The 16,791-nt window shown below is 52.5% G+C and carries 12 protein-coding genes, 2 tRNA genes and 1 other RNA gene; 11 read left to right on the top strand and 4 right to left on the bottom strand.

Annotated elements, in window-relative coordinates; all coding sequences use genetic code 11:
• Positions 1-3: 3 nt before the first annotated feature.
• From A3L12_RS01395 to A3L12_RS01380, 4 genes are read right to left on the bottom strand one after another with little or no spacing between them, the layout of a single operon-like run.
• A complete protein-coding gene (locus A3L12_RS01395) occupies positions 4-1,170 on the bottom strand; it encodes an FAD-binding oxidoreductase (protein WP_088881943.1) in 1,167 nt (388 codons plus the stop codon).
• Positions 1,163-1,432, bottom strand: a complete 270-nt coding sequence (locus tag A3L12_RS01390) for a (2Fe-2S)-binding protein (RefSeq protein ID WP_088881942.1) — start codon at positions 1,430-1,432, stop codon at positions 1,163-1,165. The genes A3L12_RS01395 and A3L12_RS01390 overlap by 8 nt, the downstream gene beginning before the upstream one ends.
• Before the next feature lie 5 nt (positions 1,433-1,437).
• Entirely contained in the window at positions 1,438-1,941 is a 504-nt protein-coding gene (locus tag A3L12_RS01385; RefSeq protein ID WP_088881941.1) for a 4Fe-4S dicluster domain-containing protein, read from the bottom strand.
• Positions 1,938-3,374 carry an FAD-dependent oxidoreductase gene (locus A3L12_RS01380; protein ID WP_088881940.1) on the bottom strand — a complete coding sequence of 479 codons (1,437 nt, stop codon included), beginning with the start codon at positions 3,372-3,374 and terminating at the stop codon, positions 1,938-1,940. The genes A3L12_RS01385 and A3L12_RS01380 overlap by 4 nt, the downstream gene beginning before the upstream one ends.
• A gap of 118 nt (positions 3,375-3,492) precedes the next feature.
• Between A3L12_RS01380 and ffs the strand changes: the two genes are divergently transcribed.
• The 11 genes from ffs (at position 3,493) to A3L12_RS01325 (ending at position 16,730) form a co-directional block, all read left to right on the top strand.
• An RNA gene (gene ffs / locus A3L12_RS01375) (signal recognition particle sRNA) lies at positions 3,493-3,806 on the top strand.
• A 91-nt stretch (positions 3,807-3,897) separates the two neighbouring features.
• A complete protein-coding gene (locus A3L12_RS01370; RefSeq protein WP_394335079.1) occupies positions 3,898-4,809 on the top strand; it encodes a dihydroorotate dehydrogenase in 912 nt (303 codons plus the stop codon).
• A gap of 21 nt (positions 4,810-4,830) precedes the next feature.
• Positions 4,831-5,550 carry a 7-cyano-7-deazaguanine synthase QueC gene (gene queC / locus A3L12_RS01365; protein WP_088881938.1) on the top strand — a complete coding sequence of 240 codons (720 nt, stop codon included), beginning with the start codon at positions 4,831-4,833 and terminating at the stop codon, positions 5,548-5,550.
• Between the two features lie 66 nt (positions 5,551-5,616).
• Positions 5,617-5,693: transfer RNA gene (locus tag A3L12_RS01360), tRNA-Phe, on the top strand.
• Positions 5,694-5,701: 8 nt separating this feature from the next.
• Positions 5,702-5,779 (top strand) — tRNA-Gly (locus A3L12_RS01355).
• 230 nt (positions 5,780-6,009) lie between these two features.
• The gene (locus tag A3L12_RS01350; RefSeq protein WP_088881937.1) at positions 6,010-7,680 is read left to right on the top strand and encodes a type I restriction-modification system subunit M; all 1,671 of its coding nucleotides are present in this window, start codon (positions 6,010-6,012) and stop codon (positions 7,678-7,680) included.
• 12 nt (positions 7,681-7,692) lie between these two features.
• Positions 7,693-9,351: a hypothetical protein gene (locus tag A3L12_RS01345; protein ID WP_088881936.1), complete on the top strand. Its 1,659-nt coding sequence runs from the start codon at positions 7,693-7,695 to the stop codon at positions 9,349-9,351.
• Positions 9,352-9,353: 2 nt separating this feature from the next.
• A complete protein-coding gene (locus A3L12_RS01340) occupies positions 9,354-10,571 on the top strand; it encodes a restriction endonuclease subunit S (protein WP_088881935.1) in 1,218 nt (405 codons plus the stop codon).
• A gap of 58 nt (positions 10,572-10,629) precedes the next feature.
• Entirely contained in the window at positions 10,630-13,725 is a 3,096-nt protein-coding gene (locus A3L12_RS01335; protein WP_088881934.1) for a type I restriction endonuclease subunit R, read from the top strand.
• A gap of 429 nt (positions 13,726-14,154) precedes the next feature.
• On the top strand, positions 14,155-14,613 hold the full coding sequence (locus tag A3L12_RS01330; protein WP_088883189.1) for a flavodoxin family protein: 459 nt from the start codon (positions 14,155-14,157) through the stop codon (positions 14,611-14,613).
• Between the two features lie 179 nt (positions 14,614-14,792).
• Positions 14,793-16,730, top strand: coding sequence for a metallophosphoesterase (locus tag A3L12_RS01325; protein ID WP_088881933.1), 1,938 nt, complete (start codon positions 14,793-14,795; stop codon positions 16,728-16,730).
• The last annotated feature ends 61 nt before the right edge of the window (positions 16,731-16,791 follow it).

The raw sequence follows: 16,791 nt of genomic DNA, 5'->3' as shown, positions 1-16,791 counted from the left end.
CTCTTAACCGATCTGGAAGGCACTCGTGCGGAGCTCACCCCTCTCGAAGCGGAGGGGGTCGTACCACTCCCAGTCGAGCGGGACCTTCGAGCGGCCCTTTGATACGAGCTCCGCCATCGCCTCGGCCACCGCCGGGGCCATCATGAAACCGTGCCCTGAGAAGCCTGCGGCAACGTAGTAGTTCTCGAGGAGCCTTCCAATTGCCGGGTTGCTGTCGGGGGTCTTTGCGTAGTGGCCGGCCCACTGCCTGATGACGTGGGCGTAGCGCAGGGGCGGGGCTATTCTGACCGCGTACCTCAGTACACCGCGCAGGAAGTCGTAGGTGGGTTCGTAATCGTTCAGACCGCTCGCCTCATGCTCTATCCCGGCACCGCAGATTATTCCGCCGTCCTCCCCGTCCTGAATTATGTACGCGTCCTTCCAGCTTGGCGGGCAGACCAGAGGCTCGGCCTGACCCCTTTCAAGGGGCTCCGTCTTGATGAGCTGGTGCTTGTAGGCCTTTATCGGCACCAGACTTCTCTTCAGACCTGCCATCTCGTTGATGAACGGTGCCCATGCGTTGGTAGCGTTGATAACCGCATCGACCCTGACGCTCTCCGTTCCGCTTCCTTTTCTAAACCTCACGGAGGTTATGGACTCCCCCTCCCTTTCAAGCCCCGTGACTTCTGTTCGCTCCCTCGCATCGACTCCCATCTCACGGGCTTTCATGAGGTAGGCGAAGAGCGTTTTGAAGGGGTTGGCCTTCCCGTCCGTGGGGTTCCATGCCCCGGCGACGAAGGGCTCGGTGTTGAGTATGGGCACTATCTCCTTCGCCTCCTCGGGTGTTATAAGCCTCGTTGGAACCCCAAGGCGGTTCTGGAGCCTTATGTTGTTCTTAAAGGCCTCTACCTCCTCCTCGTCCGTCGCCAGAAACAGGTACCCGGTCTGGGTAAAGCCCGTCTCGGACCCGAGCTCCTCCTCAAGCCCCTTCCACCTCTCGACCGAATACTTCATGAGCCTGATGTTCGCCACGTCCGTGAACTGCTGCCTTATCCCGGTGGCGCAGCGGAAGGTCGAACCCGAACCGAAGTAGTTCTTCTCGAAGAGGATCACCTCCTCCCCGAGTTTTGCCAGCTCGTAGGCCGTCGCCACGCCGATTATTCCCCCGCCGATGACCGCTATCCTACTCATCGTCACCACCGACCAGAGCGTCCACCCTAACCGGCCGGACGGGAACCCTCGCCTTTGGCAGGCTTATCTCTTCCGGCTTCTTTCCCGTCTTTCTGGCGAGTATGCTGACCACCAGAGGCAGGCACGTCCTCCCCTGACAGGGTCCCATTCCAACGCGGAGGAGCCTCTTCAGCTCTTCGAGCTCCGTGACGCCGGAATCGATGAGCGCTTCTATTTCCTCCCGGGTTACGTCGTTGCAACGGCAGATTATCTCCCCGGACATTCGAATCACCTCTCAACCCTCACGGCCCTAACTTCCCATGCCAGACCAATGGGAACCTCCACGACGATTATGGGCGTGTCCCCCCTGCTTTTCTCCCTCGGTACGACCGTGACGACCTTACCTTTGCCAACGGGCTCCCCCTTACGGTTGAGTAGAACCACATCCTCACCCCTTTCAGGAACCGGGAGGAGCTCGTAGGGCATCGTTATTCTGGCCTTATCGCCAGTGTAGTGAACCATGAAGAAGGCCAGCCCCGGGCAGGCCTGAACGCACAGGGAACAGCCGATGCACTTATCGTAATCCACAACCGGGATGCTATTCGGCGTGGGCATGGTTATCGCTCCCGTGGGGCATACCTCCATGCAGGGCGTACAGGGAATTTCCTGCGGGCACTCCGGGACGGCGACGGGTCTCTGCCGGAGACGATCCTCGTCCGGCTTCGGGATCACCGAGAAGAGCTCTTCCGGGGTTAGGTATCCTCTTTTCAGGTAGTCGGGAATCTCGCTCATTTTTCCACCACCATGGCTTTCCTTATCCCTTCGAGCACATGCCTGCCGAAAGGTCCCGAGCGGAACTCCTCCAGATCCTTCAGGGCCTTTTCAACCTCTTTAACCCGGCTTTCATCCGCTATGCCGAGCCTCAGGGCGGCGGCAGTTCCGGCTATCTTTCCCTCGAGCATTGCCGTGGTGGCCTCCTCTATTCCCGCGGAATCGCCGGCCACGAAGATGCCCCTTACGTTTGTCTCCATCCACTCGTCCCTAACGGCAACGTGCCCCCCGAGCTCACGGACGTAGCGAATTTCACAGCCGGCCTGCTGGAGGAGCTCAATGCTCGGTCTCAAACCGACCGCGAGGGCTATCGTATCCACCTCGAAGACCCTCTCGGTTCCCGGAACGGGTCTCCAGCTTTCGTCGATCCTCGTCACGACCGCCCTCTCGACCCTCTCCTTACCCTCGGCGCGCAGTATCGTATGCCCCGTTAGTATCGGGATGCCCAGACGCCTCACCTTTGCCGCATGAACGAAGTAGCCCCCGATCTTCGGCATGGCCTCCACTATGGCCTCAACAGAAACGCCCGCCTGAAGGAGCTGGTAGGCGAGTATAAGCCCCACGTTTCCCGCTCCAACTATGAGAGCCCTCTCGCCGGGTTTGACGCCGTAGGTGTTCATAAGCGTCTGAATGGCCCCCGCACCGTAGATCCCCGGCAGGTCGTTGTTCTCGAAGGGTATGGTTTTTTCCATAGCGCCCGTGGCGATCACCACAGCCCTTCCGCGGAACTCGATGGGTTCGCGGTTTTTCCTGACGGCCAGAACGAGCTTTTCGTCCCCTTCCTGAAAGATGCCAATGGCGGACGTTTCCACAAAGGCCTCAACGTTTTCCCTCTTGCGGAGCTCATCGGTCAGAAATCTGGCTATCTCCACCCCCCTGACACCGGCGAACTGCTCGCGCTTGCCGAAGAACTTGTGGGTCTGCTTGACGAGCTGGCCGCCGAGCATCGGGCTTTCGTCCAGAAGAATTACACTCGCTCCGGCGTCGGCCGCGTGAATGGCAGCCATAAGCCCCGCGGGGCCCCCGCCGATTACCACGATGTCCGCCCTGACCTTCCTCGCCTCTTTGAACTCCGGCGGCTTTGCATTGACCGGCAGTCTGGCCTTTCCGTGCTGGGGTTCTATGACCATACCCTCCTTAACCGGCGTTATGCACGTCCGGACGTTGGGTATTCCGTTCACGACCATGAGGCAGGAGGAGCACTTGCCTATGGCACAGAACAGGCCTCTGGGGCGGTTTTTGTTGGGGGAGCGGTTGAGAACCCTGATCCCTGCGGCATGAAGGGCCGCCGCAACGGTCTCCCCCTCGTGGGCTCTGATCGGTTGACCCCTGAAGTAGATCGTAACCTCCCTGCCGCGCTCAAAACGTAGAATGGGATGATCAGTTAAGCGCACGTTACGTCACCCGTGGATACCTCTGTCCATCTCTTTATGAAAATTTTTCAATACGATGGTGAACAACCTTTGGTTCAATGCCAAAGCTTTATATACCCGGGAGGGAAGATAAACCCGGCGGCGGGCTAGGCCGGGGGGTTCGGCGTCCCCTGTAACCGGAAACCGTCGATATGCCGGGGCCGAAGCCCGGGGGGCGGTTCCCGAAGCCGTTCCCGGAAGCCGGGGCACAACTGTGATCCCTCGTCCCACGGGGCCGGCGGTGGGAGGGGCGGAGCTGGAGGGCTCCGCTAACTCCCTTTGCCCGCCGAACCCCGTCAGGCCCGGAAGGGAGCAGCGGTAGGCGGGACGTCCGGCGCTCGTGGGGTAGCGGGGGTGAGCGAGCCCCGGTGGAAGGGAGCGGTGGAAGGTCCCCACCCCCGGGCGCGCCCGCCGCCATTAGAATTTCCTTCAACGCTCCCGCCGGAGCGCTGAGCATAATACATGACAAAATCTTAATAACGGATTTCCTCTTTTAGCTTGGGGGTTGAAAGTGACGAAACTCTCGGTTAAGGTTGCGGGTCTTGAGCTTGAGAATCCCCTCATCCTCGCGTCGGGCATAGCGGACAGAACTCCCGATCTCTGGATACGTGCCCACGAGGAAGGCGCTGCTGCCGTCGTAACGAAATCCATAGGCATGGAACCGAGGGCCGGCTACGACAATCCCACGGTGGTCGAGCTTCCCTACGGCCTGATAAACGCGATGGGCCTGCCGAACCCCGGCTGGAAGGCCTTCCTCGAGATGGTGGAGGGTTATACCTTCGACTTCCCGGTTGTGGTCTCGATCTTCGGGGGAAGCAGCGAGGAGTTCGCCTTCTTAGCGGAGAAACTGAGCGATGCTGGAGACGCCTTTGAGCTCAATCTAAGCTGCCCCCATGCAAAGGGCTACGGTATGGAAATCGGCCAGAAACCGGAGAACGTCTACGAGGTGGTCAGAGCTGTTAAAGACGTGACGGATAAACCCGTCATAGCGAAGCTCACCCCGAACACGGACGACATAACGAAGCTGGGGCTTGCCGCGGAAAGGGGCGGGGCAGATGCCGTCTCGGCCATAAACACCCTGAAAGCGGTGGCCATAGACGTCTACGCAAAAAAGCCCGTCCTCAGCAACCGCGTTGGGGGCTACTCGGGACCCGGGGTAAAGCCCGTGGCTTTGAGGGCCGTCTATGACCTCGCGAGGGTTCTGGACGTTCCGGTCATAGGGATGGGCGGGATAACGACGTGGCAGGATGCCGTTGAGTTCCTGCTGGCGGGCGCCTCGGCTCTGGAGATCGGAACGGCCATCTGGCTCAGGGGCTGGGGGGTGTTCCGGGAGATAAACGCGGGCATCGAAGCCTACCTCGAGAGCGAGGGCTTTTCGAGCGTTAAGGATATAATCGGGCTGGCCCTTGAAGTATAACGGAGAAAAGGAGGGTGGAAGATGAAGCGTGCCGTGGTTCTTTTTTCCGGCGGACTTGACTCAACGGCCTGCCTCTACTGGGCCAAAAGGGAATACGACGAGGTTATCATGCTCACGGCGAACTACGGGAGCAACGAGGAAAAGGTCACCAACAGGGTGGCGGAGTTCTTCTCAAAGGAACTCGGCGTCCCCCTGAAAATCGTCAGGCTCGACTTCCTCGAGGAGTTTTCAAAGCTCAGGGGGACGACGCTCGTCGGTGGGGAAACTCCCACGGTTACCGCCCAGGAGCTTGAAGAGACCGGGAGGGCAAAGGAAACGGCAAAGAGCGTCTGGGTTCCGGCCAGAAACGTCGTGCTCATAGCCACAGCCGCATCCCTTCTCGATGCCCTCGGTGGGGGGGATATAATAGCCGGTTTCAACGCCGAGGAAGGTTCCACCTTTCCAGATAATACCCGGGAGTTCGTCGAGAGGATGAACGAGATGCTCCGCTACGGCACGATGGCGGAAGTCAGGGTTGTCGCCCCACTCATAGACCTCGACAAGAGGGGCATAGCGAAACTTCTGAAGGAGCTCAATGCAAAATACGAGTACTCGAACTCCTGCTACATGCCGAGGGGTTTCACTCCTGACGGGAAGCCGGTCCACTGCGGGCGGTGCGAGAGCTGCGTGAGGCGTCACAGGGGTCTTATGGAGGGCATTGGTGAGGACAGGACTGTTTACGAGGTTGAGCCGGAGTTATGAGGTCCCCGAACCCGGGGGCCTACCGCAAGATTTATAAATTGCCCGCGTACCCTATCCATTGGGCGTGGGGCGGTAGCTCAGCCTGGGAGAGCGCCGGACTGAAGATCCGGGTGTCGGGGGTTCAAATCCCCCTCGCCCCACCACTTCTCGGGCGGTGGTAGTCTAGCCTGGTCCAGGACACCGGCCTTCCAAGCCGGTAACCCGGGTTCGAATCCCGGCCACCGCACCATAATTCGCTTCCGGGCTTGTTTGCACATTTTAATGGCTTTTAAAAGTCTATAAAGGGCCTTATAGTCCTCCAAATCCCTTTCCTCTAAGGTCCTGAGGAAGTACGGCCGTCTTCTCCAGATTGCACGTATGAGCGAAGCATTAAGGCCAGCTTCAACGAACCCGAACGCACTGGGGTACGAAAAGCTATTAAGGTGAGTGCTCCAGATTACACATTGGGAGGGGTAGAGAATGCCAACTATCGATGAGTACCTGCGAAAAGGTCCCACTCAAAAAGCTGAAAAGAAAAGGAGGGGTAGAAAACCAAAGAGGCACGCCGAGAAAAAGGCTCCAAAAGTTGAAACCGAGCTGACGCCGGAATTCGAAAACCGTCTATGGAAGGTGGCGGATAAACTCAGGAAGAAGATGGAGGTTCATCAGTATAAATACGTCGTTCTGGGGTTGATATTCCTCCGTGCCCTTAGCTATAGCTTCTATGAGCGGAGGGAAGAGCTGAAGAAGTTAATGTCCGACCCTTCAAGTGAGTTATACATCCCCGATCAAGACCTCCGGGAGCGGATGCTGGAGGATGAGGACTTCTACCTTTCCGGAGGTGCCCTTTACATTCCGGTCGAGGCCCGATGGGATTATCTGGTCAAGAACGCGAGCCAGCCGAACATCGCCGAGCTCATCGATAACGCCATTGAGGTGCTGGAGAACAAGTACCCCGACAGGTTGAAGAACGTCATTCCGAAGATATACACTCAGTCCCCCCTTGACCACCACGATTACACCTACCTCATCAACAAGTTTTCCGAGATTGATTTCGGCTACGACCATAAAGCTAAGGACATCTTCGGTCGTATCTACGAGTACTTCCTCGGAAAGTTCACGGAGGTTGAGGGCAAGCTCGGGGGCAAATTCTACACGCCCCGCTCCCTCACACGGTTAATAGTCGAGGTCCTCGACGTGAAGGGAGGAACCATCCTCGACCCGGCCTGCGGAAGCGGTGGCTTTTTCGTCTCGGCCCTTGAGAAGCTCGAGCGCGACGGCATTGATCCCCTGACGTTATCGATACACGGTCAGGACTCCGACCCGATGGCGTACAGGCTCACGAAGATGAACCTCCTAATCCGCGGTGCCGAGGGGGACATCAGAATAGGGGACTCCTACCACGATGATAAATTCGCCGGTATGACCTTTGACTACGTCGTGGCCAACCCGCCCTTCAACGACAGTGAGTGGGGGGCCGACAGGATAAGGCCGGACGATCCAAGGCTCAGGCTTGGAGGAAAGAGGCTCCCGGTGCCCCCTAACAACAACGCCAACTACATGTGGATACTCCATTTCATCCATCACACCGCGCCCACGGGAAAAGCCGGCTTCGTCATGGCCAACGGAGCCCTTACCGGTGGAAGGGTTGAGGGTGAGATAAGGAAGGCCATAATCGAGAACGACCTTATCTACGGGATAGTGGCCGCGCCTCAGAAGCTGTTCTACAACGTCTCACTCCCGGTGTCCCTGTGGTTCATAAGGAAGGAGAAGCCCAAGCACATGAAGGGGAAAGTGCTTTTCATCAACGCGAAGGACCTCTACGTTCAGGTTTCCAGACGGCAGAACGTGATGACGGACGAGCACATCAAAAAGGTCGTCGATAAGTTCAAACTCTTTGAGGAAGGAAGGCTCGACGAGATAGACGAGACGGGCTTTGCGAAAGTCGCCACCATCGAGGAGATAGCGGCCAACGGGTACGCTCTAACACCCGGAAGGTACGTCGGGGTTAAACTGGAGTTCGACGACAGGAGAACCTTTGATGAGAAGATGAGGGAGTACAGCGAAGAGCTGGGGAAGCTGCTCAGGGAGGAGGAAGAGCTGACGGGAAAGATCAGGGAGGTTATGGAGGCGTTAGGGTGGAAAATTTAGAGGGGATGGACTATGAAAATATATTTTTGGAGTAAATCTGCAACAAAGCCCAGCAAGAGCACGAAGGACATTCTCAATTCCAAGGAGGTAACAGTGGAGGAAGATATATACAGTTTATTAAGAGCGTTGGAGAAGAAAATTGAAGTATGGAGAGACTTTGAAAATGATGTTGAACCAGAAAATAGCTCTGTAAAGAAGTGGATTAAAAAAATAATGGATTCCTATCCCAATAAAAGGGACGATGAAGTAGAATATCTGATAGATACATTTAGGGCATCACTAAACACAAAATCAAAAGAGGCAGACAAGTTCATAGTTGGAGTTCTTCAGATGAAAGACGTTTTGGTAATAGTTCATAGTCGGAAAGATCCCTCTTTAGCTGAGATTGAGGAGGGACTATATTCAGTTAGAGTGGTGTTGCATCCAAAAAACATCATACGAGCAGATATCATAAAACGAACTCAAAAGGATGTGCTCTTTGCGGCCTTTGAATATAGTAAGCGACTCAGTAAGGGGCACGCAAAATTCTGGGGAATAGAGCCCGAGGAAGTAGGGTGGGAATCATTAGGATCAATAAAACTCAACATTGAGCTTGATACCTTTTCTTTCCCCATTTTATTGCCCATAGAACAAGATGACTTAAAAGAGCTCATTGGTACAGGTGTCATTTCCACAACTGGAAAAATAAAGATTGGAAAAGATGAAGGGAGAATAACAAAAGTGTTCGTCCGAAATAAAGCATATAACTATAATGAATTCTACGATATGTTCGTGGCTTGGACTGAGAAACTCAATTCCTATAAAAAGGAATTCATGAAAATTGTTCCATCCCAAACGAATTTGATGACGTACTATTCTAACATTAGGTACCAGTATACGGAGGATGAGGTATACCTCTACAAAGTCACCGAAAATAGTGAAGAAAGGCTATTCAAAAAAGAACATCCAAATTACACAATATGCTTTTGCACCACTGCAAGACCGGGAATACATCCTAAGAGGGGCTTTTTAATAAAGTTATACAATTCGATTTTCAATGGGAACGGAGAGTTAATCAGGGTCTGGCACGCGGGAGAAGAAACTACATTAGAGCCATTCAAACTTGGAAATCTGGAAATATACAATAAAGTTGAGGTTCCAGAAGAAATTTTGGACTTCTCAAATAACCTTATGATGCAAATCCAAGATGCCCAGAGCAGAAAAGGCAGATTATTAATGGAATATCTATTGTGCAAAGTTTACAGTGAAAATATTAAAAACGGACACCTTAAAAGCATGTTCGAGTTTATTATGGATGACATACTGATAGAAGAAATTAAATATGAATTTAGACACCCGGGAAACTTGCAAAAGGAAGACATTTTAGAGTTTAAGTCTGCGGATGATTCTATCCTCAGAAAGCCCGCTAGATTCACAGAAAAGAAATTAGTCCCTACTATTAAAAAATATTTAGACGGACCTACAAGGAGGTACTGTATAACCTACGGAATAGAAGATGATTCCACTATTGCCCCAATCCGGCATCTAAAAAATGACATGATAACCGAAATAGAGAAAAGGGCCAATAAACAACTTTCAAACGAAAGCGTCAAAATACATATTCTGCCAATCCCACATAACGGAGGAGTGGTGCTGGCAGTTTACATGATCCCCAAATATGGAGGGGATTAAGTATGGCCCTAAAGTTCAGATGGGAAAGCAGGTTCAAGAAAACTGAAATCGGAGAGATACCGGAGGATTGGGAGGTTAAGAAGCTTGGAGAGGTCATTTTTATTAATAAAAAACCAGAAAATAACGGAGATAAACCAATTGGATTTATAAGCATGGAGAACATTCCCGAAGATGGATTATACCCAAAATTCGAGGTGAAAAATCGAGATAATGTAAAAAGCGGGGTTGAAGTTCCTCCCAATTCATTATTATTGGCAAAAATAACTCCATCCTTCGAACATGGAAAAAGCTGTATTGTTCCAAACAATACCAACTACAAATGGATGGCTACAACAGAAGTCTTCTCCATTCTCCCTAAAAACAACAAAATTGATAAGCTGTATCTGTTCTATTTTCTGAAAATTCCCTCTGTTAGAAAAGGATTACAGTATACTATGACAGGCACAAGCGGAAGACAGCGAGTGCCTAAAAGTGCTTTAGAGCAGTTATTAGTTCCTTACCCATCCCCAGAAGAACAAACCCGCATCGCCACCGTTCTTTCATGGTTCGACGACCTCATCGAGAACAAACGAAGGCAGAACGAGATTCTGGAAAAGATGGCAATGGCAATTTTCAAGAGCTGGTTTATAGACTTCGAGCCCTTCAAAGATGAGGAGTTCGTTTACAGCGAGGAGCTGGACATGGAGATTCCGGAGGGATGGGAGGTTAAGCCGATAGGAGAAACTGTTGATATCCTCTACGGAAAAGGATTACCAAAATCAAAGAGAGAAAAAGGACGTTTTCCTGTTGTGGGTTCAAGTGGCATCATAGGATATCACACTCAATTTTTGGCAACAGCTCCCTCTGTAGTTATTGGTAGAAAAGGAAATGTTGGGAGCGTGTATTTAATGTTGGAGCCGTTTTACCCTATCGATACTGTATTCTACACCACTGGAACTAATCCAGCAGTAACATTCTATATTTACCATCATCTAAAACTTATTCCACTTGCTGAGTTAGGATCGTCTGATACTGCAGTTCCTGGAATAAATATTAACAATCTCAAAGCAGTTAAATTTCCAATCCCACCACAACCGATCCTCCAGCGCTTCCACTCCCTCGTAGAGCCCCTTTTCCAGAAAATCCTACTCAACCAGAGGGAAATAATGCTCCTGAAAAAGATTCGCGACGCGCTCCTTCCACAGCTGGTGTTTGGAAGGCTGAGGGTGGAGGAGGTATGAGTGTTAAAAGAAGACTCCATCGTTGAACAAGAAAGAATTTCAGAGTCAAGGTGATACAATGGGAGAAGGGGCAAGGCTAAACGAGGGTTACATGGTCGAGGACACGGCCATCAACGTTCTAAAGGGGCTGGGTTACGCTTACGTCCACGGCTCCGAGCTCACCCCTGAAGAAGGGGAGAGGGAATCCTACCGTGACGTCATCCTGCGGGACCGGTTCCTGAGGGCCGTAAAGCGGCTCAACCCATGGCTAACCGACGAGCTGGCCTTGAAGGTTTACGAGATGGTCAGGAACCCGGACCATCCGGACTTCGTCGTCAGGGGGATGCTGTTCTACGATATGCTCTCAAAGGGCGTAAAGCTCACCTTCAAGACCGGGGGCGAGGAGAAGACGAGGTTCGTAAGGCTCGTTGACTTCCAGAATCCGGATAACAACGAGTTTCTCGTGTCCAACCAGTTCACCGTCGAGTACTACTACGAGAACGACCGCTTCAGGAGACCGGACATGGTGGTATTCATAAACGGGCTCCCGATTGCCATCTTCGAGTTCAAGGGTTATAACTCCAATCAAACGGCAAAGGACGCGTTCAACGACCACGACGTCAAGAAGAAGGACATTCCACAGCTCTACCAGTACGCCCAGATACTGGTCGCCAGCGATGGAGTCGAAACCCGCTACGGCTCCCCCACCAGCGGTTGGGACCGCTTTTTCGTCTGGGAGGGGGTTATGAGCGATGACGATGTGAGGCCCATAGAAGTCGAGGGGCACGGTGCCCTCGCCTACGAATACAACGGCAAACAGTACACCAGTCTGGATATACTGCTAATGGGACTCTTCCGCAGGGAGCACCTGCTGGAGTATCTGGAGGACTTCATCGTCTACGACAGGAGAGGAAAGAGTTACTCGAAGATAATCGCCACCTACTACCAGTTTTACACCGTAAAGAAAGCCGTTGAAAGGACGATGCGAGCAGTACTTCACGGAGAAAAACCGGAGGACAGACGGATAGGCATAGTATGGCACGCTCAGGGAACGGGCAAATCCATAACCATGCTCCTCTACGCCAAAAAGGTTCTTAAGGTCAGGGAACTGAATAACCCGCTTCTCATCTTCCTTACCGACCGGCGAGAGCTCGATGAACAGCTCTATGAGGTCTTTGCGAACGTCTTTACCGAGGCCGAGCATGTGGAAAGCATAACCGAACTTCAGGAGGCGATCAAGAAAACTCCCGGTGGAATAATCTTCGCCACCATCCAGAAGTTCGGCCGAAAGTCAAAGGACGAGGAGTACCCATTCCTGACGGACAGGCGAAACGTAATCGTGATAGCGGACGAGGCCCACAGGAGCCAGTACGGGCAACTGGCCCAGAACCTCAGAAGGGCCATCCCCAACGCTTCCTTCCTGGCCTTCACCGCCACTCCCATTGACTACGATGACCGTTCCACGTTTCTGGTGTTTGGTGATTACGTTAGTGCCTACCCCATGGACAAAGCCAGACGGCACAACGTTGTTGTTCCCATCTACTACGAGGCCCGTCTAACCGAACTCCACCTGACGAAGGAGTTTATAGACCTTGAGTTCGAGAATCTCTCGGAGAAGGTGGCTGCTGACCCGGAGACTAAGGAGGGTCTCAAGAGGGCCTTTGCAAAGCTGGAACGGATAATGCTCACGGAGGAGTATCTATCCCGTATTTCAAAGGATATAGTGGAGCACTTCAACAGGCGCGTTCAGGACTTCGACGGAAAGGCTATGGTGGTAACGATAAGCCGCAGGGTGGCCGTCGAGCTCTACGGCTGGATAGTGAAACAGCCCAAGGCTCCTAAGGTGGCCGTCGTCATCTCGGGCGATAAATCCCGGGATCCTGAGGAGTTCCATCCCCACATCAGGACGAGAAAGCAACTGGAAGACCTCGCCAAGGAGTTCAAGGATCCTGAATCGGATCTTAAGATGGTTATCGTCGTGGATATGTGGCTTACGGGATTTGACGTTCCCCCTCTCCACACGATGTACTTCTGGAAGCCCATGAAGAACCATAGCCTCGTCCAGGCCATCGCGAGAGTTAACAGGGTCTATAAGGACAAGCCGGGGGGCCTTATCGTTGACTACATCGGTATAGCGGACGACCTTTCAAAGTCCCTCTCGAAATATTCCAGCGAGGCAAGGAGAGACATCATGACGGACATCAGGCTCATTCTGGATACACTGAAAAAGAAACATGAGGACGTGAAAGCCCAGCTAAAGGGGATTGATTACAGGAACTGGAAGGATCTCTCCCCGGAGGAACTATCACGACTCACGGTGAAGGCCTACGGGCTCATAGCCAGGAGCGACGAAGCCAAGAAGAAGTTCGTAAGGGACGTGGTGGCCCTGAAGAAACTATACCTTCTCGCCAGCCCCCATCCCGAGGCAACGGCCATTAAAGAGGAACTGCAGTTCTTCGAGATGATAAAGAGGATGATAGTGAAGTACTCCACCAGACTATCGAGGGAGATATCGAAGGAACTGGAGAGGGAAGTTCAGGAGATTATCTCAAGAGGAATCACCGCTCGGGAGCCAGTAGACATCTTCGAAATGCTGAGAAAGAAGAAGCCCGAGATCTCGATACTCTCCGACGAGTTTCTCAACGAGTTTACCAAGATCGAGAACAAGAATTACGTTAGGGACGTCCTGATGAAGATTCTCAGCGATGAACTCCGTTTTAGAACGCGGATCAACCCCCCACGCTTCAAGAAGTTTTCAGAAATGCTGGAAACCATAATCGAGAAACATAACCAGAAGCTCATAACGACGGCCGAGATGATAGAAGAGCTGGTAGAACTGGCGAGGAATATGAGAAAGGCCATCGAGGAAGGGAAGGAACTCAGCCTCAGTGATGATGAACTGGCCTTCTACGATATGTTGTTGACTTATCCGGACTTGCCCATACGGGAGAGAGAACGTGTGGAGCGGATCGCCCGGGAGATCGCCAGAATGATGTCAGGCTACGTTAAGGTAGCAGACTGGAAGAGGAAGAAGAACCTCCGGGCAAAGATCCGCGCTGGGTTGAAGATGATTCTGGTAAAGGAGGGAATAAACGACTACTCCCTGATAAGCAACTTATCAGATAGTCTTTTAGAATATGCCGAGGGAGTGTATGGTATAAGGGAAGGAGCGTAAACGGGGCAGGAAAATTTGAGGGTAATTGCCCAAAATTAAGTTTTCCCTGCCTGTCCTTTCCCTGTTACCGCACGTTGCCCCTCTAATGCCGGATAAATTCAAAAAGTAAATTTTTACCTGATGGGGTCTCTCTTTTACATCCAAAGACATGATCCCACCGTTCAAGGAAATGCTGGATAACTTCAAACAAGACATAATCCCGAACTACAAAACCTTCAGGGATTTTAGAAAAAATCCCAGAACAGATAATGGTAAAAATAGCAATTGAAGAACTAGAACCCACAGCTCCCGTTTTAGATTAGTGGCTATGCTGGTCGTTATAGTGAAGCTAAAGTAACCATCCCTCGGTTTCGAATAATCCCTCATACCTTTAACTAAACCCAAAGGTTTTATAGTATGCAGGCGGAGTTCAGGTTGGAGGGTGTAAAAGTGAAAATACTCGTTGTTTTCTATTCCCGGACCGGGAACACCAGAAAAGCGGCGAAAATAATGGCCGAAGTCCTGAATGCCGATGTGGATGAGGTAATCGATAAAAAGAACCGGAGGGGAATTCTGGGCTTCCTAAGGGCCGGTTACGACGCCACCCGCGGAAAAACCACGGAGATAGAGTTCCAGAGGGATCCTTCAGATTACGATCTCGTCGTGATTGGAAGCCCTACGTGGAACAGCAGGGTGACTCCTGCTATCAGAACTTACCTCATGAAAAACGGGGAGAAGATCAAGAAGGCCGCCTTTTTCACCACATGTGCCGGAAGGTCCAGGAAATGCCTCTCTCAGATGGAGGAGATTCTCGGGAAGAAGCCTTTAAAGGCTGGAATCCTTTTACAGAAAAGCCTTGAAAGGGACGCACGCGAGTTTGCGGAGGAACTGAAAAAGGGCACTGCTTAACTTTTTACTGTCTTTCAAAACTCTTGGATTATGGACTTCTCAAGAGCGTAGGGTGTGGGAAAGTGAAGTTGCGGAAAAAATTCTCGGGCTGAGCTTCATATCCATGCGCTGGAACAAGTAATCATAATTGTGGAGAAACTTTTATATTCGATAAACTTCCATCCCTTTTCGGTGATGGCATGAAGAGGGCAGCGGCTTTATTCCTGGTCCTGCTAACGCTGTCTTTGATCCCGGTAAACACGGTGAAAGCGGACGTTTTCCCGAATGAGATCCTGAAGTTTCCGAGCACCGGCACCCCGGCCATAGCAAAACCCGGAGAGACGGTAACGATTCAGGCGGCCGATGGCGTTGACATAACGAGGCTTTCAATAATCTCCATCCTAAATGGGCCCTACGATCTTAACATCCTCAGGAAAGAGGGCGGCACGGTAATAGCCGAGATTCCGAAGGAGGCCGTTCCCGGGAGCTACTTCCTCCAGGTGGAGTCGAGTAAAGGGAGTATTGTGATCCCCAACGGCGTCTGGGTTCTGAACGAATATCCAAAGGTGCTGAGGATATGGCACGTAAGCGATACCCACGTCACCAGCGGTTCCAAGGTGGGCTATGTGAACGGGGAGAAGTTCTGCAGGAGCCTGAGCAAGTGCGGTGAAGGTGCGATTCCGCTAACGAGCTACTTCGCAACTGACAGCGCCTTTACTTACGGAGCGATGAGCGATGAGGTGGACGTTATAATTAACACGGGGGATGACGTGGACACCGCCGGGGATCTAAAAGGCTACAACCTTTACTTAAACGCAGTTGAGAACGCCGTGGCGACCGGAAAGCCGGCCATAATAATCAAAGGAAACCACGATGACCCGCCGACCTACTACTCAAAGCTCGTCGGTTTAACGGACTTCAACCTGACGATCGGGAAGTTCCTCATAATAGGACTCGACTCCCACGGAGATCAGGCCCACCCGAATATGGACCAGCTCGAGTGGATGGAGAGCGTTCTCGAGGCACACCCCGACAAGATACCCATAGTCCTTGTGCACCACCCCTTCTGGTACAAGACCCCCGAGGGGAGGAGCGGAAGAATCGAAGGCTACAGCGCCACCGATGACTGGGATACCATAGCTCCATGGGTGAGCTGGTACTGGATCGGCGGACCCGATAGGACGAGCGAGGACATAGCAAAGCGCTTCCTCGAGGATGTGGAGAAGTACAACATCAAGCTCGTCCTCAGCGGTCACGTACACGCGGATTACGTGCAGGTTTACAAGGATAAGAACGGGAACGAGCACTGGTTCGTAACGAACACCGCCACCGGTGCCCCCGATAAGAGGGAGGAGAACAACTGGTACGGATCGAGGATAGTGGAGATAGACGAGAACGGCAACGTTAGACTGCCTTACATAAAGGACATGTTCGGCACGATATTCGGTCCCTTAAGCTCCCTTCCGGTTCCCCAGGAGTTCCTGGTCTTCAGAAAGACGGGAGAGGACGGGAGCGGTGCCCTGTTCATAAACAAGTACAAAGAGATAAGCGGAAAGTTCGTTCTGGTTGCCCCCGAGGGGGCCAAGGTCGATGAGAGTGCAACGGACGTTGAGTACAGGCTCCTCGGCGAGAGGACAATAGGAGACAAGCACTACATGCTCTTCAACGTAACCGTTCCCCTCGGAGAGCACCAGATCGTTGTAACCAAGGCTCCGGACACGACCAAGCCCACGGTGGAGATAGCCTACACCTACCCCTCAAAGCCAAAGGTGGGGAAGCCCTTCCAGGTGTACCTGCAGGCGAGTGACAACGTTGGAATAAAAGAGGTTCAGGTGGAGATAGTTACAGCCAGCGGGGTCAAGAAGTACACCGGGATTCCAACCAAAGGGGATCCCAACGGAAACTACTTCTACGTCAAGGTCGACGGGGTCGACACACCGGACTACACCATCAGAGCCGTTGCCGTGGACTTCAACGGAAACAGGGCGATGGCCGAGAAGGTAATAACGCAGTCGAGCAGCACCACCTCAACGGTATCCCCGAGCACCGCATCAACCACATCCCAGAGCGGAACGTGCGGTCCCGCTGCGATTGTGGCACTGGCATTAATTCCCCTCCTTATGAGGAGAAAGAAGTGATCTCTTTGGTATTTCTTTTTCTATCCTTCTAAACTTCCCCAACGGCCGTTGATACCTGCGT

The organism is Thermococcus sp. P6, from assembly GCF_002214525.1.
GTDB lineage: Archaea > Methanobacteriota_B > Thermococci > Thermococcales > Thermococcaceae > Thermococcus.
This window is presented reverse-complemented; position numbering and strand designations above follow the sequence as displayed.

Bases quoted from the DNA above. Each gene is read 5' to 3' on its own strand.
- A3L12_RS01395 (WP_088881943.1), bottom strand. From the start codon at position 1,170: ATGAGTAGGATAGCGGTCATCGGCGGGGGAATAATCGGCGTGGCGACG.
- A3L12_RS01390 (WP_088881942.1), bottom strand. From the start codon at position 1,432: ATGTCCGGGGAGATAATCTGCCGTTGCAACGACGTAACCCGGGAGGAA.
- A3L12_RS01385 (WP_088881941.1), bottom strand. From the start codon at position 1,941: ATGAGCGAGATTCCCGACTACCTGAAAAGAGGATACCTAACCCCGGAA.
- queC (WP_088881938.1), top strand. From the start codon at position 4,831: ATGAAGCGTGCCGTGGTTCTTTTTTCCGGCGGACTTGACTCAACGGCC.
- A3L12_RS01350 (WP_088881937.1), top strand. From the start codon at position 6,010: ATGCCAACTATCGATGAGTACCTGCGAAAAGGTCCCACTCAAAAAGCT.
- A3L12_RS01345 (WP_088881936.1), top strand. From the start codon at position 7,693: ATGAAAATATATTTTTGGAGTAAATCTGCAACAAAGCCCAGCAAGAGC.
- A3L12_RS01340 (WP_088881935.1), top strand. From the start codon at position 9,354: ATGGCCCTAAAGTTCAGATGGGAAAGCAGGTTCAAGAAAACTGAAATC.
- A3L12_RS01335 (WP_088881934.1), top strand. From the start codon at position 10,630: ATGGGAGAAGGGGCAAGGCTAAACGAGGGTTACATGGTCGAGGACACG.
- A3L12_RS01325 (WP_088881933.1), top strand. From the start codon at position 14,793: ATGAAGAGGGCAGCGGCTTTATTCCTGGTCCTGCTAACGCTGTCTTTG.